At 67.9% G+C, this 17,747-nt stretch carries 18 protein-coding genes; 9 read left to right on the forward strand and 9 right to left on the reverse strand.

All coding sequences use genetic code 11. The features are described from left to right. Complete coding sequence (locus BACI349Y_RS00765; RefSeq protein WP_159629583.1) at positions 1–678, forward strand: 3-oxoacid CoA-transferase subunit B; 678 nt, start codon at positions 1–3, stop codon at positions 676–678. 35 nt (positions 679–713) lie between these two features. After that, a complete protein-coding gene (locus BACI349Y_RS00770) occupies positions 714–1,526 on the forward strand; it encodes an IclR family transcriptional regulator domain-containing protein (protein WP_159629584.1) in 813 nt (270 codons plus the stop codon). Between the two features lie 87 nt (positions 1,527–1,613). Here BACI349Y_RS00770 and BACI349Y_RS00775 read toward each other — a convergent pair whose 3' ends face one another. Then, entirely contained in the window at positions 1,614–2,951 is a 1,338-nt protein-coding gene (locus tag BACI349Y_RS00775) for an MFS transporter (protein WP_159629585.1), read from the reverse strand. Between the two features lie 135 nt (positions 2,952–3,086). Between BACI349Y_RS00775 and BACI349Y_RS00780 the strand changes: the two genes are divergently transcribed. Together BACI349Y_RS00780 and BACI349Y_RS00785 are read left to right on the forward strand one after the other, a co-directional pair. After that, positions 3,087–3,926 (forward strand): shikimate dehydrogenase family protein, encoded by an 840-nt coding sequence (locus tag BACI349Y_RS00780; RefSeq protein ID WP_159629586.1) that lies wholly within the window; start codon positions 3,087–3,089, stop codon positions 3,924–3,926. Positions 3,927–4,021: 95 nt separating this feature from the next. Beyond that, entirely contained in the window at positions 4,022–4,801 is a 780-nt protein-coding gene (locus BACI349Y_RS00785; RefSeq protein WP_159629588.1) for an IclR family transcriptional regulator domain-containing protein, read from the forward strand. Here the strand turns inward: BACI349Y_RS00785 and ligK are convergent. Together ligK and BACI349Y_RS00795 are read right to left on the reverse strand one after the other, a co-directional pair. Beyond that, positions 4,798–5,481 carry a 4-carboxy-4-hydroxy-2-oxoadipate aldolase/oxaloacetate decarboxylase gene (ligK, locus tag BACI349Y_RS00790; RefSeq protein WP_159634988.1) on the reverse strand — a complete coding sequence of 228 codons (684 nt, stop codon included), beginning with the start codon at positions 5,479–5,481 and terminating at the stop codon, positions 4,798–4,800. The two genes, BACI349Y_RS00785 and ligK, sit on opposite strands and share 4 nt — an antisense overlap. A gap of 22 nt (positions 5,482–5,503) precedes the next feature. Beyond that, positions 5,504–6,529: an amidohydrolase family protein gene (locus BACI349Y_RS00795; protein ID WP_159629589.1), complete on the reverse strand. Its 1,026-nt coding sequence runs from the start codon at positions 6,527–6,529 to the stop codon at positions 5,504–5,506. A 193-nt stretch (positions 6,530–6,722) separates the two neighbouring features. Here BACI349Y_RS00795 and BACI349Y_RS00800 point away from each other — a divergent pair, with 193 nt between their 5' ends. The 5 genes from BACI349Y_RS00800 to BACI349Y_RS00820 all read left to right on the forward strand — a co-directional run bounded on the left by BACI349Y_RS00800 (position 6,723) and on the right by BACI349Y_RS00820 (position 11,425). Then, on the forward strand, positions 6,723–7,379 hold the full coding sequence (locus BACI349Y_RS00800; RefSeq protein ID WP_159629591.1) for a GntR family transcriptional regulator: 657 nt from the start codon (positions 6,723–6,725) through the stop codon (positions 7,377–7,379). Between the two features lie 173 nt (positions 7,380–7,552). Beyond that, on the forward strand, positions 7,553–8,731 hold the full coding sequence (locus BACI349Y_RS00805; RefSeq protein WP_159629592.1) for a Re/Si-specific NAD(P)(+) transhydrogenase subunit alpha: 1,179 nt from the start codon (positions 7,553–7,555) through the stop codon (positions 8,729–8,731). Next, positions 8,731–9,051: an NAD(P) transhydrogenase subunit alpha gene (locus tag BACI349Y_RS00810; RefSeq protein WP_159629594.1), complete on the forward strand. Its 321-nt coding sequence runs from the start codon at positions 8,731–8,733 to the stop codon at positions 9,049–9,051. Before BACI349Y_RS00805 ends, BACI349Y_RS00810 begins: the two co-directional genes overlap by 1 nt. Beyond that, positions 9,048–10,421 carry an NAD(P)(+) transhydrogenase (Re/Si-specific) subunit beta gene (locus BACI349Y_RS00815; protein ID WP_159629595.1) on the forward strand — a complete coding sequence of 458 codons (1,374 nt, stop codon included), beginning with the start codon at positions 9,048–9,050 and terminating at the stop codon, positions 10,419–10,421. The genes BACI349Y_RS00810 and BACI349Y_RS00815 overlap by 4 nt, the downstream gene beginning before the upstream one ends. A gap of 83 nt (positions 10,422–10,504) precedes the next feature. After that, positions 10,505–11,425 carry a diacylglycerol/lipid kinase family protein gene (locus BACI349Y_RS00820; protein ID WP_159629597.1) on the forward strand — a complete coding sequence of 307 codons (921 nt, stop codon included), beginning with the start codon at positions 10,505–10,507 and terminating at the stop codon, positions 11,423–11,425. A gap of 6 nt (positions 11,426–11,431) precedes the next feature. On the opposite strand, the gene BACI349Y_RS00825 is transcribed toward BACI349Y_RS00820, so the two are convergent. The 6 genes from BACI349Y_RS00825 to BACI349Y_RS00850 form a co-directional block, all read right to left on the reverse strand. Next, positions 11,432–12,157: a maleate cis-trans isomerase family protein gene (locus BACI349Y_RS00825; protein WP_159629598.1), complete on the reverse strand. Its 726-nt coding sequence runs from the start codon at positions 12,155–12,157 to the stop codon at positions 11,432–11,434. Positions 12,158–12,165: 8 nt separating this feature from the next. Beyond that, on the reverse strand, positions 12,166–13,596 hold the full coding sequence (locus tag BACI349Y_RS00830; RefSeq protein ID WP_159629599.1) for an amidohydrolase family protein: 1,431 nt from the start codon (positions 13,594–13,596) through the stop codon (positions 12,166–12,168). Positions 13,597–13,627: 31 nt separating this feature from the next. Then, positions 13,628–14,416, reverse strand: a complete 789-nt coding sequence (locus tag BACI349Y_RS00835) for an aspartate/glutamate racemase family protein (protein WP_159629600.1) — start codon at positions 14,414–14,416, stop codon at positions 13,628–13,630. After that, positions 14,413–15,096, reverse strand: a complete 684-nt coding sequence (locus tag BACI349Y_RS00840) for a GntR family transcriptional regulator (RefSeq protein ID WP_159629601.1) — start codon at positions 15,094–15,096, stop codon at positions 14,413–14,415. Before BACI349Y_RS00840 ends, BACI349Y_RS00835 begins: the two co-directional genes overlap by 4 nt. Before the next feature lie 79 nt (positions 15,097–15,175). Then, the gene (locus BACI349Y_RS00845) at positions 15,176–16,534 is read right to left on the reverse strand and encodes an MFS transporter (protein WP_159629602.1); all 1,359 of its coding nucleotides are present in this window, start codon (positions 16,532–16,534) and stop codon (positions 15,176–15,178) included. Between the two features lie 252 nt (positions 16,535–16,786). Then, positions 16,787–17,623 carry an amino acid-binding protein gene (locus BACI349Y_RS00850; protein ID WP_159629604.1) on the reverse strand — a complete coding sequence of 279 codons (837 nt, stop codon included), beginning with the start codon at positions 17,621–17,623 and terminating at the stop codon, positions 16,787–16,789. Between the last annotated feature and the right edge of the window lie 124 nt (positions 17,624–17,747).

Consider the following 17,747-nt stretch of genomic DNA (forward strand, 5'->3'; position numbering starts at 1 on the left):
ATGACCACTGCAACGACCCTCCAGACCTCTGCCACCCCCCTGGGCCGGGACGAGCTCGCCCGGCTCGTGGCCAGGGACATCGCGTCCGGGTCCTTCGTGAACCTGGGGATCGGCCAGCCAACCCTGGTGTCCAACTACCTCACCGAGGACCAGAACATCACCCTGCACACGGAGAACGGGATGCTCGGCATGGGCCCCGAAGCCAAGGGCGACGAAATCGACGATGACCTGATCAACGCCGGCAAGATCCCCGTCACCGAACTCCCGGGCGCCTCGTACTTCCACCATGCCGATTCGTTTGCGATGATGCGCGGCGGCCATCTGGACATCTGCGTCCTGGGCGCCTTCCAGGTCTCCATCACCGGTGACCTGGCAAACTGGCACACCGGCGCACCCGGCGCCATCCCCGCCGTCGGCGGTGCCATGGACCTCGCCACCGGCGCCAAGGACGTTTTCGTCATGATGACCCTCCTGACCCGCGACGGCGCATCAAAGATCGTGGAGTCCTGCACCTACCCGCTCACCGGTGTGGGCTGCGTAACCCGCGTCTACACTGACAAGGCCGTCTTCCTCACCGGCCCGGACGGCGTCACCGTCCGTGAAACCTTCGGCTGCACCCTCGAGGAACTCCAGGACCTGGTACCCGTCCCGCTCAAGGCCACGCCCGCCGCCGGATGAGCCTGCGCCCGTCACCGCACCTAGGATTGGTAACCATGATTGACGCCGCAGGCACAGATACCCAGGCCGCCCCGCAGGCCAGCGACCAGTACGTCCAGTCGTTGGCCCGGGGCCTGGCCGTGATCCGCGCCTTCGACGCCGAGCGCCCGGTCATGACGCTCACCGAGGTGGCCTCGCGTACCAACCTGACCCGGGCCACGGCCCGCCGTTTCCTGCACACCCTGGTGGAGCTCGGCTACGTACGCACCGACGGCAAGACGTTCGCGCTCACGGCCAAGGTCCTCCAGCTGGGCTACGCCTACCTTTCGGGGCTGTCGCTGCCGCAGCTGGCGCAGCCGCACCTGGAGGAGCTGTCCCTCAAACTGGGCGAATCCACGTCCGCGGCCGTGCTGGACGGCACGGATATCGCCTACATCGCGCGGGTGACCAGCCGCCGGATCATGACCGTCGGCATAACGGTGGGTACCCGGTTCCCGGCGTATGCGACGTCGATGGGCCGGGTGCTGCTTGCCTACCTGCCGCCGGCCGACTTTAAGGCGTACCTGGCGGCGGCCGAAATCAAGCCGCTGACGCCCCGCGCCCTGGGCACCGTCCCGGAACTGCTGAAGGTGCTGGACACCGTCCGGGCGCAGGGCTGGTGCCTCCTGGACCAGGAGCTGGAGCTTGGCCTCATGTCCGTGGCCGCCCCGGTCTATGACGGGGCCAAGGTGGTGGCGGCGGTGAACGTTTCGCTGCAGGCCCAGTCCGTGGAGGCCAAGCCGGATCCGCAAGCGTACCTGGCTTCGGTGGCGCAGGAGATCGTGGCCACGGCCAAGCTCATCTCCGCGGACCTCACTGCCCGCGGCTGACTTTATCCGGAGCTTAACTGAAGAGGACGACGGCGGGTGCTTCCCGCCGTCGTCCTCTTCAGTTAAGCGGTGTGGCTGCGAAGGCCGTTACTTTACGTGGTTGCCCAGCTCGCGGAGCGGGGTCTTTGCAGTTTCGCGCGCCCACCAGGCGCCCGCCACCGCGAGGATCGAGGAACCTGCCACGATCCAGGCTGCCGGTCCCCAGTTCGCCTTGTCCGCACCCACCAGGGCGGTGCCGAGCAGCGGGGTGAAGCCGGCGCACAGGATGCCGACCTGGAGTCCGATTGCCATGCCGGAGTACCGGACCTTGACGTTGAAGAGCTCGGAGAACCAGGCCGGGTAGATGGCGTTGGACATGGAGTAGGTGCCGGCGGTGATCAGCGTGCTGGTCAGGAAGATCATGGGGATGTTTCCGGTGGAGATCACCCAGAAGTAGACAAAGATCATGGCGCCGGAACCGAGCACGCCGCTGATGAAGATGGGGCGCCGGCCAAAGCTGTCGGACCAGCGTGCCATCAGGGGCTGGCTGGCGATCGCCAGCACGTTGCCCAGGATGCTGACCCAGAGCATGGTGGAGGCGGGGACGCCCACCGACACCGCATAGGCCAGGCCGAAGGACTGCATGAACGTGTTGGTGACGGTCTCGAAGGACATCAGCGCCACCTGGAAGAACTGGGCCGGGTGCGTCTGGAACATCTTGGCGAAGGGGAGCTTCACCAGTTCCCCGTGGTCGTGCTTTTCCTCAAAGACCTCCGGCTCCTCCAGCGAGCGGCGGACCAGGTAGGCGACGATCAGGACCACCAGGGAGAGCCAGAACGGGATCCGCCAGCCCCAGGCGAGGCGGTCCGCCTCGCTCATGGCGGCCACGGGCAGGAAGGCCAGGGACGCGAGGACGATGCCGGCGGAGATGCCGCTCATGGCGAAGCTGGCGAAGAAGCCGCGGCGGCCTTCGGGTGCTTCCTCCGTGGACAGCGCGGAAGCACCTGCGGTTTCCGCGCCGGCGGACAGGCCCTGCATCAGGCGCAGCACCACCAGCAGTGCCGGGGCCCAGTAGCCGGCTGCGTTGAAATCGGGCAGGGCGCCGATCAGGAAAGTGGCACTGCCCATGAGCACCAGGGTGAGCACCAGGGTGTTCTTGCGGCCGATCTTGTCACCGAGATGACCGAACACCACAGCTCCGAAGGGCCGTGCGACGTAGGCGACGCCGAACGTCGCGAAGGAGGCGATGAGGGCCACCGTGGGATCGCCGGCCGGGAAGAAGATCTTCGAGAACACAAGCGACGCGGCGGTGGCATAGATGAAGAAGTCGTAGTACTCCAGGGCGCCGCCAAGGAAGGCAGCCAGCGCGGCTTTCCGGGCGCGCTTGAGCTGGCGTTGTGCTTCAGGCGTTGACTGCGCCTGGGCTCCTGCTGCGATGTGGGTCATGGTGGGGTTCCCTTCCACGCTGAAGGTGGGGATCTGTCATTATTTGTACGCAATGCGAACAGGTGTGCGGAATGCGCCTAGAAAGAGGATACTAGGCCGTGACGCCAATCACAACGGCAAAAGGAAAGGTGCATCATGGCCGAACGACGCGGGCACGCATCCCGGCTGGTCCTGATCGGTTCCGCCGCCTCACAGGCCATGTCCCCCGGCCTGTGGAATCCGGTCCTGCAGGAACTCGGCAGCGGATGGACCTATGAGGCCTGGGACGTGGCGCCGGACGCCGATCTTGGCGCCGTCCGGCGCAGGCTCCTGGAACCGGACATCGTGGCGGCCAACGTGACCATGCCGCACAAGCACTGGGCGGCGGAAACCGCTGATGAAGCCACCGGGCCCGTCCAGCTCAGTGGTGCCTGCAACCTGCTGGTACGGCAGGACCGCCGGCTGGCGGGGCACAACACGGACGTTACCGCCGTGGGCGTCCTGCTGGAGGGCCGGTACCAGCGGCACGCGCTGTTGCTGGGTGCCGGGGGAGCAGCCCGGGCGGCCTTGGTCGCGCTGAAGGACACGGTAGGAAGAGTGTCCATTGCGGACCGCGATCCCCACGCGTCGGAGGAGCTGCTGGACCTCGCCAACGGCTTCGGCATCGAGGCCCGGGCCGTCACCTGGCAGGAGGCGCAGGACCTGGCGCCCGGGGCGTCCCTGATTGTCAATGCGACTCCTGTCGGGAAAAAGGCCACCGACGGTCCGGTCTGGGGCGGAGCCCGGCTGGCCCCCGATGCTGTGCTCTACGACTACGTCTACGCCGGCCATGCCACTGCCAGCGTGGAGCGGGCCATGGAGCTGGGGGTCCGGTGCATCGATGGGTGGGACCACCTCCGTGAGCAAGCCGTGGCCATGATGCCCCTCCTCGGCCTGGACGGGCGGGCCTGCCACCTGCTGGAGCAGACCCTGGGAGAGCTCCGGGAAAAGCACTGAAAGGCGGACGCGCCGGACGATAAGATCGAACAGGCACCGCAGGCCGGCAGGCCGGCGCAGGCATGCCAACCGTTCAGAGAGGAACAGCAACGTCAATGGAGGAGCAGGCAGCCTACTTCGTGAAGTCGGTTGAGAAGGCATTCGACGTCCTGCTCGCTTTCACTCCGGACCAGCCCCGGCTGACCGTGTCGCAGGTTGCTGCCCGGACGGACATGACCCGCGCCTCCGCCCGCCGCTTCCTGCTGACCCTGGCGGACCTTGGGTACATCCGCGCCGAGGGGCCGGCCTTCGAACTCACGGCCCGGTCCCTGGACGTCGGCCGTTCCTATCTTGCGGGCCTGACCTTGCCCAGGGTGGCCGAGCCCCATCTCAGGGACCTGGCGGCGGAGCTCAATGAAACAACAGCCCTGTGCATCCTCGACGGCGGCGACGTGGTCTACGTGGCCTGCGTGCCGTCTCCGGGGCTGCTCAGCGTTTCCATCACCGTCGGGACCCGCTTCCCGGCGTGGGCAACCTCCATGGGCCGCGTCCTGCTTGCCGGACTGCCTGGTCCACAGCTGGAGGAGTACCTCCGGTCGGTCCAGCTGCGCCGTTTTACCGACCGCTCAATCGGCAGCGTGGAGGACCTCAGGGCAGAGGTGGAAGCGGCGCGGACCAGGGGCTGGTCCATGGTCTCCCAGGAACTCGAAGAGGGCCTGCGCGGTGTGGCCGTCCCGGTCCGCCGCGGAAATGAGGTTGTTGCCGCGGCAAATGTGTCCCTGCAGACACACCGGGCAGCGGCCCGGGATATCGAGGCAACGGTCCTTCCGCAGCTGACGGAGGCCGCGCGGCGCATCGCACTCGATTACGGCGGCCCTGCCGTCCGCGCCGTTTAATCCACGTACCGCAGCCCCGCCGCTTCAAGCGGTCCGCGCATGTTGTAGATGTCCAGGCCGAGCTCTCCTGCTGCGAAGCGCCCGCGCTTGGCTTCTTCGTTCTCTTCGCGTTTCCTGGCGGCTGCCGCTACTTCGGCGGCGCGGGCGGCGGGCACCACCACCACGCCGTCGACGTCGGCAATCACCACGTCCCCGGGGGTGACCAGTGCGTTGGCGCAGACCACCGGGACGTTTACGGAACCGAGCGTTGCCTTGACAGTGCCTTTGGAATTGATGGCGCGGCTGAAAACGGGGAAGTCCATGGCCTGGAGTGCTGCGACATCGCGGCAGCCGCCGTCGATGACCAGGCCGGCTGCGCCCTGTGCCCGGAGCGACGTTGCCAGCAATTCGCCGAAGAAGCCGTCCTCGCATTCCGTGGTGCACCCTGCCACCACCACGTCTCCGGGCCGGAGCTGTTCGGCTGCAACGTGCAGCATCCAGTTGTCGCCGGGCTGGAGCAGGACGGTGACAGCGGTGCCGCACAGGGTGGCGCCGGGGTAGACGGGGCGGATGTAGGGCCGCATGAGCCCCAGGCGGCCCATGGCCTCATGCACAGTGCTGACGCCGAACGCGGAGAGGGCCTTGACGGCGTCTTCCCCGGCGCGGGTGATATTGGTGTGGACCACGCCGAGTTCCTGCATCATTGTTCCCTCCGAAGGCATGTCACCGGCCCTGCTGCGTGAGCAGGGCGTCAAGGCGTGGATAAACGTTGCGTGCGTTGTGTTCCTGGATGGCGCCCAGTTCGGCCTCGTCAAGGCCGGCGTCGTCGATGTAGCGTGCCGTGTCGTCGAAGTGGTGGCCGGTCCACGGGTCGATGTCCCGGACCGCGCCGATCATCTCGGAGGCGAAGAGGATGTTCTGCGTCGGGATGACTTCCAGCAGCAGGTCGATTCCGGGCTGGTGGTAGACGCAGGTGTCGAAAAAGACGTTCTGCAGGAGGTGTTCTTCCAGTGCGGGCTTTCCCAGTGCCATGGCAAGGCCGCGGAAACGTCCCCAGTGGTACGGCACTGCGCCGCCGCCGTGGGGGATGACGAGTTTCAGGGTGGGGAAGTCCGCGAACAGGTCGCCCTGGATGAGCTGCATGAACGCTGTGGTGTCCGCGTTGAGGTAATGCGCCCCGGTCGTGTGGAAGGCGGGATTGACGCTGGTGCTGACGTGGACCATGGCGGGGATGCCGTACTCCACCATCTTCTCGTAGACCGGGTACCAGTACCGGTCCGTCAGGGGCGGGGCAGTCCAGTGGCCGCCGGACGGGTCCGGGTTCAGGTTCAGGGCCACGGCCCCGTAATCCTCCACGCAGCGGGTCAGTTCAGGGAGGCAGGTGGCCGGGTCAACGCCGGGGGACTGCGGAAGCATCGCGGCCGGGACAAACCGCTCCGGATAGAGCCGGCTGACCCGGTAGCAGAGTTCGTTGCAGATGGCAGCCCACTCGGCGGAAGTTTCAAAGGATCCGATGTGGTGGGCCATGAAGGATGCCCGGGGTGAGAAGACGGTGAGGTCGATGCCGCGCTCGTCCATGAGCCGGAGCTGGTTCGCCTCGATGCTCGCCCGCAGGTCGTCGTCGGAGATCTTCACATCCGCACGGGATGGCGGCGGCGAGGCATCCTGCAGTGCTGCCACCTGGCGCTCGCGCCACTCCCCCAGGGCGGCGGGGGCCGTGGTGTAGTGGCCGTGGATGTCAATAATCATCGCGCATGCTCCTGGCAGGGGCGCCTGCAGAACGACGCCGTGCTAACTCGATAACCGCACAAGCAAATGTTGTCAGCAATATAGCTAACAATCAATGGTCAGCCCGGGGTCCGGGCGGCCGGGTCTGGAGTACGCTGAATCCGGAAAATTGTCAGCAAAATTGGCAACCGGCTGAACAGGGAGATGGTGGGCTGTGGAGACCGTGGACGGAACGGGCCGGACCCTCACCGCCGCCGAACTCGCGGAGCTGCTGCGCACCGCCATCGTCAGCGGCGAACTGGTCCCCAACCAGCGCCTGGTGGAAGGCGACCTCGCCGCCGAGTATGGAGCCAGCCGGGGAAACATCAGGGTGGCGCTCTCGGAGCTGAGCGTTGAAGGCCTCGTGGAACGCGTCCAGAACCGGGGCGCCAGGGTGCGCGCCGTCTCCGTGGACGAGGCCGTTGAGATCACTGAGGTGCGCGCAGCCCTGGAAGCCCTTTGTGCCCGCAAGGCCGCCGAACGGGCCACGGACAGCGACATCGCCGAACTGCAGGAACTGGCAGCCCGGATGAAGGGCGCCGTGGACCGCGGAGACCGCGAGTCCTACTCGGAAGGCAACCAGGCGATGCACGAAAAGATCATTGCCATGAGCGGGCAAAAGACCGCCGCGGCAACCATCCAGCGGCTGCGCGGACAGGCGGTCCGCTTCCAGTTCCGCCTGGCGCGCCAGCCGGGGCGCCCGGCCGTCTCGCTCCCGCAGCACCTTGCCGTCATCGATGCCGTCTGCGCCCATGACGCCGACGCCGCCGCCGAGGCCATGCGCGTCCATCTCGAAAGCGTGGCGGACGCCATCCGCGCCAGCAACAAATAACCCGCCCGCCGCGCCAAGGGACGCCCAGCCCCGGGAGGACGCGCGCTGACAGGCGAATCGTTACCCACAAGCTCCCCGCCGACTACTCCCGCCGAGGGCCGCCGCGCTCTAGACTCAACCCAACTGCGTGCAGCAGAGCCGCTGCACAGCTCGTCAGGAAGAGGAGTCGGCGGGTGAAACTGGGGATTCCGCGGGAACGCAGGGAGGGCGAGCGGCGTGTCGCCGCCACTCCGGATACTGTCAGGGAGCTGGCGGGGATGGGACTGGACGTCCTGGTGGAAACCGGGGCAGGGGACGGCGCGGGACATGCCGATCCCGCCTACCAGCAGGCCGGCGCCACCATCGTCCCTGTACTGGACACCTCAGCCTTGGATGTCCTGGCCCACGTCCGGCCCCTTGACCCGCACACTGCCGCGTCCCTGCCAAGGGGAGCCGTGACGGTGGGCCTCGCGTCGCCATCGTCCGAACTGCCCGCGGTGCAGGCGCTCGCTGACACCGGAGTGACTTCCTTCGCCCTGGAACTGGTGCCCCGCATCTCCCGCGCCCAGTCCATGGACGCCCTGACCTCCCAGGCCCTGGTAGCCGGTTACCGGTGCGTCCTGGAGGCAGCCATCAGGCTTCCCCGGTTCTTCCCGCTGTACATGACCGCGGCGGGAACCATCCCGCCGGCCCGCGTCCTGGTGCTCGGCGCCGGCGTGGCAGGGCTGCAGGCCATCGGCACCGCCAAGCGGCTCGGGGCACGGGTCTTCGCCAACGACATCCGCCCCGCCTCCGCCGACGAGGTCGCCTCGATGGGCGGCACCTTTATCCGGCTGGACCTCGAAACCGCTGAAGCGGCCGGCGGCTACGCCAGGCAGCTGAGTTCCGACGCCGGCACGCGGCAGCGTCAGCTGTTGGCACCCCACGTGGCGCAGTCGGACGTCCTGATTACGACGGCGGCCGTCCCCGGGCGCCCGGCGCCCCTCCTGGTGACCCGCGAGATGGTGCAGGGCATGCGCCCGGGGTCGGTCGTCGTCGACCTCGCCGCCGAGTCCGGCGGCAACGTGGAGGGCTCCGTGCCCGGCCGGGACATCCCCATCCCCACCGCCGACGGAACGGGCCACATCACCCTGGTGGGGCTGAAAGACCCCGCCTCCGCCATGGCATCGGACGCCTCACGCCTCTACGCCAAGAACGTGGCCAACCTGCTGGCCCTCCTGGTCCGCGACGGGACCCTCGCGCTGGATTTCAGTGACGAAGTGGTGGCCGGCGCATGCCTCACCCACGCCGGGGAAGTGCGGCACCAGCCCACCGCGGACCTGCTGGCGGCACGGACGGCCACGGCTGCGGCCGGGCAGGAAGGAGCGCGCTGATGGACGGGATCGCGCTGCTGACCATCACCGTGCTGGCGGTGTTCGTTGGCTTCGAGGTGGTCTCCAAAGTCTCCAGCACCCTGCACACGCCCCTGATGTCCGGCGCCAACGCCATCCACGGGATCATCCTGGTGGGGGCCATCATTGTCGCCGGCCAGGCAGCGGACCCCTGGGTGCTCGCGGTGGCGCTGCTCGCCGTCGTCCTTGCCACGGCCAACCTGGTGGGCGGGTTCGTGGTGACGGACCGGATGCTGCACATGTTCCACGGCAAAAAGGACGCCGTGAAGGCGGGCGCCCAGCCCAAGGCAGGCAGCAAATGAGCCTCCTCGACCCCGTCTGGACTTCCCTGCTTTACCTCGCCGCTGCGGTCTGCTTCATCCTGGCCCTGCGCGGACTCAGTTCCCCGCGGACGGCCCGCCGCGGAAACCTGGTGGGGGCACTCGGTGCGCTGATCGCCGTCGTCACTGTCTTCCTGTCCACCCGGCTGGAGAACATCCCCTGGATCCTGGCCGCCATCGCCGTGGGTTCCGCGGTGGCGGCGCCCGTGGCCCGGCGGGTGAAGATGACGCAAATGCCACAGCTGGTGGCGCTCTTCAACGGGGTGGGCGGCGGCGCGGCAGCCCTGGTGGCGCTCCTGGAGCTGGGGCATGCGGACAACCCCTGGATGCGGGTGGCGATCGTCTTCACGCTCCTGGTGGGGGCTGTGTCCTTCGCCGGATCAGGCGTCACGTTCGCCAAGCTGCAGGAACTGATGACCACCCGGCCTGTCGTCTTTCCGGGCCTTCCCGTGGTGATGGCTGTGGTCCTCCTGGCCGCTATCGCCGCCGGCATCGCCGTGGTCCTCACCGCTTCGCTGCCGCTCGCGGCGCTGTTGCTGGCCTTGGGCCTGGCCGCCGGCGTGCTGCTGGTGCTGCCCGTGGGCGGCGCCGATGTGCCCATCGTCATCTCGCTGCTGAACGCCTTCACCGGCCTGGCCGTCGCGGCATCGGGCCTGGTGCTGGGCAACGTCCTGCTGGTGGTGGCCGGCACCCTGGTGGGAGCCTCCGGCACCATCCTCACCCGTGCCATGGCGGCTGCCATGGGCCGCAGCGTGGCGGGCATCCTGTTCGGGGCTTTCCGGGGAGGTTCGACGGCGGGGTCCACGGCTGTGAGCGGGCGTCCGGTCCGCTCGTCTTCACCGGAGGACGTGGCAGTCCTGCTGGGGTACGCCCAGCGGGTGATTATCGTCCCCGGCTACGGGCTGGCGGTGGCACAGGGCCAGCACACGGCCGCGGAACTGGCGCTGGCCTTGGAAGCCCGGGGCATCGAGGTGGACTTCGCCATCCATCCCGTGGCCGGCCGGATGCCCGGCCACATGAACGTCCTCCTGGCGGAAGCCAACGTGCCCTATGAGTCGCTCAAGGAGATGGGCGAGATCAACCCGGAGTTCAAGACCACCGATGTGGCCCTGGTGGTAGGCGCCAACGACGTCGTGAATCCGGCCGCCAAGACGTCCTCCGGGTCGCCGATTTACGGCATGCCCATCCTGGAAGTGGCCCAGGCGCGGCAGGTGGTGTTCCTGAAGCGCTCCATGCGCCCGGGCTTCGCCGGCATCGAAAACGACCTGCTGTACGAGCCCCAGACCTCCCTGCTGTTTGGTGACGCCAAGGACTCCCTTGCCCAGGTGCTGGGTGCGGTCAAGGCGTTGTAGGCCGCCGCGCTGCGCCGGACCGCCCCCGCGGCGGGATACCCTTCTTTCAGAAGCCTGCTTTCCATTCGCCATTAGAGGACGCCATGACTGAGACCAGCTCCACTTCGCCCAAACGTGCCGCCATCATCGTCAATCCCGCCAAGCCGGTGGACATCGACGTGCGCGGCCTGGTGGCCAAGCACTGCGTGGAAAACGGCTGGGGCGAAGCCATCTGGCTCGAAACCACCAAGGAGGACCCCGGGGTGGGCCAGGCCAAGGAAGCGCTGGCGCAGGGCGCGGACATCGTCATCGCGGCCGGCGGCGACGGTACTGTCCGTTGCGTCGCCGAGGTGCTGTCCGGCGGCGACACCCCCATGGGCCTGCTGCCCCTGGGAACCGGCAACCTGTTGGCCCGCAACCTGGGCATGGACGTCACCGACTACGACGGCGCCATGGCCGGCGCCCTGATCGGTACCGAACGGAAGATCGACGTGGTCCGCGCCCGCCGCAGCGACCCGGATAAGGACCAGCTGTTCCTGGTCATGGCCGGCATGGGTTACGACGCCACCATCATGGCGGACACCAATGAGGACCTGAAGGACAAGGTGGGCTGGCTCGCCTACGTGGACGCCGGGATCAGGAACCTGCCCGGCAAACCCGTCAAGGCCACCGTGGTGATCGACGGCAAGCAAGTGGTGCACCGGGGCGTCCGCAGCGTGATGGTGGGCAACTGCGGCAAGGTCCAGGGCGGCCTGGAGATCTTCCCGGACGCCAAGGTGGACGACGGCCTGCTGGACATTGCCGTCCTGGCGCCGCACCACGGCAAGCTGGGCTGGCTGTCCGTGCTGGCCGGCATCATCGGCAAGGGCAAGAACAGGGACACCGCCGTGGAGTACTTCCAGGGCAAGACCGTTGAGATCACGCTGGAGCACAAGGACGACTACCAGCTGGACGGAGACCACGAGGGCGAGGGCAAGCACGTGCTCATGACCATGGAGCCCGGTGCCCTGACCTTGCGGATGTAGGTCCGCTTAGCCCAGCAGCCTGCCCCAGCGCGCGTCCAGCAGCGGCGCGCCTGCCAGTTTCAGGGCGTGCCAGAGCGTGACTGCCACTGAATCCAGCACCGGGACCCCGGTGGCGTGCTCGATTTCTTCGGTGATGTTGGCCCCGTACAGGTTGGTGCACAGGTACACCAGCGCATCGGGGGCCGCGGCGGCGAGTTCCAGGGAGCCGGGGCGCATCTCGTCGTCGGTAACCCGGGCAAAGGACTCGTTGTCGCTCAGGCCCAGCGCCCGGTGATCCACGGTCTTGATGCCTTCACGCTCGTAGGACGCGATGACCTGGTGGTTCACGTCCCCGGTATAGGGCGTGAAGAGGCCGATCCGCCCGGTGCCGAAGGCCCGGAAGGCCTCAAGGTAGGCCAGCGTGGAGGTGGTGGCCGGGATCCCGGTGGCGGCAGTGATCCCGCCGGCCAGTTCCTGGTCGTGGGCTGACCCCAGCCATGAACCCGAGGTGCCGTTCCAGGCAATCACGTCCACATCCGCCGTCGCCAGCAGCCTGGCTGCCTCCTCCATGACGGCGGGGTCGAACTGCCGGTTGGAGGAATCGTCCAGGGCGATGCGGGTGACCCGGATCCTGGTGAAGTGCACCGTGACATCCGTGCGGCTGCCCAGGATGCGGTAGGTCTGGGGTTCCAGGCAGGTGTTGGAGGACGGCACGATCATGCCGATCCGGCGGGGGCGTGTGGTTGCGGGCATGGGGGCTCCTAGAAGACGGCGGCAGGCAGGTGGGAGGCGTCGGCGGCGGCGGACTGGTGCTGCCGGAAGCCGTTGCGGTTGACGAAGCGGCCCACGGCGCCCGGGTCGTGGAAGCCGTCTGCGTCCAGGACCACGCGCCCGTTGGAGACCACGACGGCGGGCCAGCCCGTGAGTGCCTTCCCGTCGAAGGGTGAAAAGTCGGTTCCCATGTGCAGGGCGGCGCCGTTGACCGTGCGTTCCTCGGCAGGATCGAAGATGACCAGGTCGGCGTCGAACCCCTCGGCGATGCGGCCTTTGCCGGGGACGGCGTTGATCCGGGCCGGCTCCGCAGCGAATGCGCTGACGAACTGCTCAACGGTGGCGCCGGCGGAGGTCATGGCGGTGAACGTGACGGGCATCCGGGTTTCCACGCCGGGCAGCCCGTGGGGCATGGCGCGTACGTCATCGGTGCGCTCGCGCTTCTGGGAGAGGTCGTAGCAGGAGTGGTCGGAGGACATGGTGTGGATGGCGCCCGAGACCAGCCGCTCCTTGAGGGCGGCCACGGTTTCCGCGCTGCGCATGGGCGGGCAGCAGGCGAACCACTCGGGGAAGGTGGAGGCGTAGACGGTGTCGTCCAGCGTGACGTAGTGCGGGCAGGTCTCGGAGTAGGCCTCGAGCCCGCGTTCCCGTGCCTGGGATACCAGGTCGACGGCTCCGGGCGTGGACTGGTGGACGAAATAGACCGGCGCGCCGGTGTATTCGGCCATGGCCAGGGTTTCCTTGACGGAGATCTCCTCGGCCAGTTCGGGCCGGGTCCGGTGCAGGTGTTCGATGCCGATCCGGCCGTCCTGGGCGTGCTGTTCGGTGCAGTCGGCGATGATGGGATCGTGCTCGGCATGGATGTAGGCCAGTCCGTCCAGCCGCACCATTTCGCGCATCACCTTCAGGATGGTGTCGCCGTCGGCCATGGTGGTGCCACGGTTGGTGGTGTACATCTTCACCGAACGCACGCCCTCGGCGGCCAACTGCTCCAGCTGCCACGGCACGGTTTCGTCCCAGCTGACCACGGCGCCGTGCAGGGCCACGTCGCAGCGTGACTGGGTGGCGAGTTCCTTCTTGTGCAGGACGGCGGCGAGCGGGGTTTCCTGGGCGTCGCGGGGGATGCCGAAGTCGATGATGGTGGTGGTGCCGCCCCACAGTGCTGCGGTGGATGTGGTCCGGTAGTCGTCGAGGGTGCGGAAGCGGCCGGTCACCTGCGCCACGTGGCAGTGTCCGTCCACGCCGCCGGGGATCACGAGCTTGCCCGTGGCGTCGATGGTGCGGTCCGCCGCCGGGGCGGGCTGGGCGGCGTCCACAAGGGCCGCGATCCGGCCTCCGGAAACCACGATGTGGGCTTCCTGGCGGCCGTCGCTGTTGACCACGGTGGCGTTGGCTATGACAAGTTCTGGCTGGTGGGACATCGGTGTCCTCCTAGGGTTTGGGTCGTGTGGTTCAGGCCGTGGGCTGGGGTGTGCCGGTGCGTTCCTGGCGTGCGGCGAGGGCCGCGTCCAGGTTGCCGGACAGGCCCTTGCGGTCCTTCGCCGGGGGCGGGGCGAAGGCACCGGCGCGGTGGGTTCCGGACTGCAGTGCGGCCACGGCCTCCACCATGCGGATCCCGGCGGAAATGCCGTCAACCACCGGGACGGGGATCTGGCCGTTGAGTTCGCGGGCAAGCCCGGCCAGCGGGGCGCCGGCGAGGATCACGACGTCGGCACCGTCCTCGGCCACGGCCTGCCGGCCCAGCGCCAGCAGGGTTTCCCGGAAATCCTGCTGCACGGAAGCGATGCTGGTGAGGGAGTCGTTGATGGAGCGGATGGAAGCCAGCCGGCCGAACAGGCCGAACCGCTCCACGCACTCGCGGTACCAGGGCTTGATCCGGTCCGAGATGGCGATGATGGAAAAACGGTGGCCCTGCAGGGCGGCTGCGCACAGTGCAGCCTCGGTGATGCCGATGACGGGGATGTCCGCCAGTTCCTTGAGGGCCGGCATGCCCGGATCCCCAAAGGCTGCCACCACCACCGCATCCACCGGGTCTGCTCCGGGGCGGGTGTGTTCGGCGATGATTTCGGCCACCGCGCCGGCGGCGATGAGGGATTCGAAGCGGGTCTCAATGTATTCGACGCCGTGGCCGGCCGTCCGGACAAGCAGTTCAGTGCCGGCGGAAGCGGATCGGAGCGCCTCGGATTCGATCAGCGCCGTGACATCTGCGCTGATGTTGGGGTTGATGACCAGGAGTTTCATTTTCTCTTCCGGTGGAATTCTGGTTCGGTCTTTTGGAAGTCCTCAGGGAACTGGTCCCGGTACTTTCCAATGTGGGAGGCGGACTGGGCGGCTGCCTTGTCCGGATCGCCGCTGGCGATGGCGGCATAGAGTTCGCGGTGTTCGCGGATGAGCTCGGGCAGGTCGCTGACGTGCCGGAACAGCCAGTGCATGCGGCCCTGGAGGGGCTCCAGCGCGGACTTGAGGAAGTTGTTGTCTGCGATGGCGGTGATGGCGTCATGGAATTCACTGTTGGCGCGGTGCGCCTCCATAACCGCCCCCTTGGCCAGGAACGCCTCCGCGTTGTCCAGCAGCCGCTCGAGGTAGGAAAGGTCGTCCCTGGTGGCCCGCTTGGCGGCGAGCCTGCAGGCCAGCACCTCCAGGGACTGGCGGACGTCGAAGAGGTCCTCCACGTCCTTGGGGCTGAGGCTGCTGACTTCGGCGCCGCGGGCGCCGCGGTCGCTGATGAGGCCTTCCTGGCGGAGCATGCGGAGCGCTTCGCGGACCGGCAGCCGGGATACGGAGAATTCGGCTGCCAGGTCGCGCTCCACGAGCCGCGTGCCGGGAGCGTAGTGTCCTTCGAAAATCCGGGTGCGGAGGGTGTCCCGGACAGTCTCGCGGAGGGGGCGGTCCTTGTCCTGGGTCTCTTCTGCGGTCAGCATGATGCTCCATTCGGATTTTGTGCGGCACTGCTCCCGGCTGCGGGGGCATGTGTTTGCAGGTTTCCCTGCGAGGGTCAGCTTAGACAGGAAGCCGCTTGTTGTAGTTCAGGGTGAGCACTGATGCGCCCATGATCACGGCGGAACCCACGAAGTACAGCAGCGCCCAGGTGTAGGAGCCGGTGGCTCCCACGATCAGGCCGACGACGATGGGGGTGACGAAGCCGGAGATGTTGCCGCTGAGGTTCATGGCCCCGCCCAGGACGCCTGCGTTGGTGCGGCCGCCCAGGATGGAGGGGATGCTCCAGAACAGGCCCACCCAGCGCAGGAAGAACAGGACCACGGAGAGCAGGACCACGGCGGTGGTGGCGTCCGGGACAACGGTCACGCCCACCAGGCCCGCCACGACGATTGCGCTGGAGATGCCCAGGAGGGTCCGCATGACCAGGTTTGCGGAGGCGCCCGAGGCGCGCCACTTGTCGGCGATGGTGCCGCCGACGATTTCGCCGACGAACCCGGCGCCGAAGATCACCAGGGTGGACCAGCCGATGGTCTTCAGGTCGAAGCCCTTGGCCTGGGCCAGGTACAGCGGGCCCCAGGTCAGCAGGCCGTAAAAGACGCCGTTGAATCCCAGCCAGCCCAGGCACATGGCCCAGAAGGAGCGGAACTTCAGGTAGGGGAGCAGGCCGCGCCTGCCCTTGCTGCCGTCCATGGCTGCTTCGGCGTCCTCGGCAGCATGCGAGGCTTCGATGTAGGAGGCCTCGGCGTCGTTGACGCCGCGGTGCTGGCGGGGGTTGTCCCGGACGTACCACCAGACGGCCAGGCCCATGAGGACGGTGGCGGCGCCGGCGATGACGAAGGACCAGCGCCAGCTGCCGGTGGAGGCGATGAGGCCGGCGATAATGATGCCGCCCAGCCCTGCTCCCAGGGGGGCGCCGGCGTCAAGGATGGTGGCGCCGCGGCCCCGTTCGGACTTGTGCATCCAGATTGCGTTGAGCTTTCCGCCGGCAGGCATCACGCCGGCTTCGGTCACGCCGATTCCAAGCCGGGCGATGAACATGCTCAGGAAGCCGCCGGCCATGCCGGACGCCGCTGTGGCAGCACCCCACCCGATGCAGGAAGCGGTCATGACCTTGCGGGGACCGAATTTGTCGATCAGCCAGCCCACGGGAACCTGCATCAGGGCGTAGGTCCAGAAGAAAGCGGACAGCAGCAGGCCCACCAACTCCGGAGCGAGGTTGAATTCCTTCTGGATGATGGGCAGCGCGACAGAGATGGAGCCGCGGTCGATGTAGTTGACGGAAACCAGAACGAGCAGGAGCAGGAACATTTTCCAGCGGACGGAGGTGCGCCGTTGCGTTCCGCCCTTTCCGGATTGTTCGGCGGTTTGGGGTGCGGCCTCGTCGGACGTGGCCGTTGTTTCGGTGTTTGGGATGGACACAGCTTCTCCTTCACGGGGAAGTTTACGGATGGGGAGGGTTCGAAAAGATGTGTGGTGCGTCGCGGGCAGGATGGGGCCGGCCTGCGGAGGGGGAGCGGCCGCTGGACGATCCGGAGCGTGGAGCGGATACTCTTTGGGATCCCAATTTGGGATCCCAAAATCAAAGGTAGAAGTGACTCCCGCCACTGTCAAGGGGTTTGGTGGTCCGATGAGCCCGGATGGCCTGCAAGCGGATTGTGACTGCCCGTGGACCTAGGCGCGGGAGTCCTCGCGCCGGTGGGACAGGATCTCGGCAAGCTCCGCCAGCCGGTGCGCCCGGGCCGATTCGGCCGGGGTGAACGGCTCGCCCGGCCGGGCAAAGGTGATGGGGCCATGCCAGGCCGTGGGGATCTTAAGCCGGGTGCCGTCGTCGGCCGCTTTGGTGCCGGCGTCCGACGGCGGCACAATCGTTGCGTGCAGCAGCTCGGCCACCGCCAGGGGCAGTTCCTCCGGTGCAGCCGCGATCCTCGAGGCAAGGCTCAGGGCCCTGGTCTGCCCGTCCGCCATGGCCAGCGCGGTGGTGGGCCAAACGTGCGAACGGCTCCCGCCGCCGTCGGCAAGCGCGGCCAGCAACTCACGCTCGCCCACGGTCCCTGGAGCCGAGAGCACGAACTCGTCCAGGACCCCTCCCGGCACCGGGTGGACGTGGATGCCGAGGATATTGGTATCCAGCCGGGACAGCGCCCGCGTGACCCGCTGCAGCGATCCCGGCTGGTCCTGGAGCATCGTCCGCGCCCGCCACAGCGCCGGGGCGGCGGCCAGCCGGCGGCGGTGCCGCAGCGCGGGGGCATGCAGCCAGCCGCGCAGGATCCGGGCGGCGGACGGCTCGGCCACCCAGATCACCAGGACCGTGGCGGTGAGGGTCAGCACCAGCACCTTCGCCACGTAAGGGAGGTGCGTCTCCACCACCAGCGCATGCACCAGGAGCTCGATGGGCAGCATGGCGGCCACGTTCGCCAGGGTCAGCCGCGCCTTGGGCGGTTCCGGCATCCGGCCGCAGACTTCACAGCTCAGGTCAGCGGCGGGCGAGTTGTGCGGAGGGCGCTTCATGACTCAAGCATCATGGGGCGTTGTTTCCGCCGCATTGCCTCCCGATTCCGTTCATGGGAACGTGCCGGGCGGTCCCGGGGGTCCGGGCCGTAGGATTTACCAGGAACGTCAGCGCGGCCGCCAC

This window comes from Arthrobacter sp. 8AJ (assembly GCF_902506025.1).
Classification (GTDB): Bacteria; Actinomycetota; Actinomycetes; order Actinomycetales; family Micrococcaceae; genus Arthrobacter.

Excerpts from the sequence above, each read along its gene's own strand:
- BACI349Y_RS00835 (WP_159629600.1), bottom strand. The coding sequence starts at position 14,416 with ATGAAACTCCTGGTCATCAACCCCAACATCAGCGCAGATGTCACGGCG.
- BACI349Y_RS00850 (WP_159629604.1), bottom strand. The coding sequence starts at position 17,623 with ATGAAGCGCCCTCCGCACAACTCGCCCGCCGCTGACCTGAGCTGTGAA.
- BACI349Y_RS00795 (WP_159629589.1), bottom strand. The coding sequence starts at position 6,529 with ATGATTATTGACATCCACGGCCACTACACCACGGCCCCCGCCGCCCTG.
- BACI349Y_RS00840 (WP_159629601.1), bottom strand. The coding sequence starts at position 15,096 with ATGCTGACCGCAGAAGAGACCCAGGACAAGGACCGCCCCCTCCGCGAG.
- BACI349Y_RS00830 (WP_159629599.1), bottom strand. The coding sequence starts at position 13,596 with ATGTCCCACCAGCCAGAACTTGTCATAGCCAACGCCACCGTGGTCAAC.
- BACI349Y_RS00810 (WP_159629594.1), top strand. The coding sequence starts at position 8,731 with ATGGACGGGATCGCGCTGCTGACCATCACCGTGCTGGCGGTGTTCGTT.
- ligK (WP_159634988.1), bottom strand. The coding sequence starts at position 5,481 with ATGCAGGAACTCGGCGTGGTCCACACCAATATCACCCGCGCCGGGGAA.
- BACI349Y_RS00815 (WP_159629595.1), top strand. The coding sequence starts at position 9,048 with ATGAGCCTCCTCGACCCCGTCTGGACTTCCCTGCTTTACCTCGCCGCT.
- BACI349Y_RS00825 (WP_159629598.1), bottom strand. The coding sequence starts at position 12,157 with ATGCCCGCAACCACACGCCCCCGCCGGATCGGCATGATCGTGCCGTCC.
- BACI349Y_RS00785 (WP_159629588.1), top strand. The coding sequence starts at position 4,022 with ATGGAGGAGCAGGCAGCCTACTTCGTGAAGTCGGTTGAGAAGGCATTC.
- BACI349Y_RS00770 (WP_159629584.1), top strand. The coding sequence starts at position 714 with ATGATTGACGCCGCAGGCACAGATACCCAGGCCGCCCCGCAGGCCAGC.
- BACI349Y_RS00765 (WP_159629583.1), top strand. The coding sequence starts at position 1 with ATGACCACTGCAACGACCCTCCAGACCTCTGCCACCCCCCTGGGCCGG.
- BACI349Y_RS00820 (WP_159629597.1), top strand. The coding sequence starts at position 10,505 with ATGACTGAGACCAGCTCCACTTCGCCCAAACGTGCCGCCATCATCGTC.
- BACI349Y_RS00780 (WP_159629586.1), top strand. The coding sequence starts at position 3,087 with ATGGCCGAACGACGCGGGCACGCATCCCGGCTGGTCCTGATCGGTTCC.
- BACI349Y_RS00775 (WP_159629585.1), bottom strand. The coding sequence starts at position 2,951 with ATGACCCACATCGCAGCAGGAGCCCAGGCGCAGTCAACGCCTGAAGCA.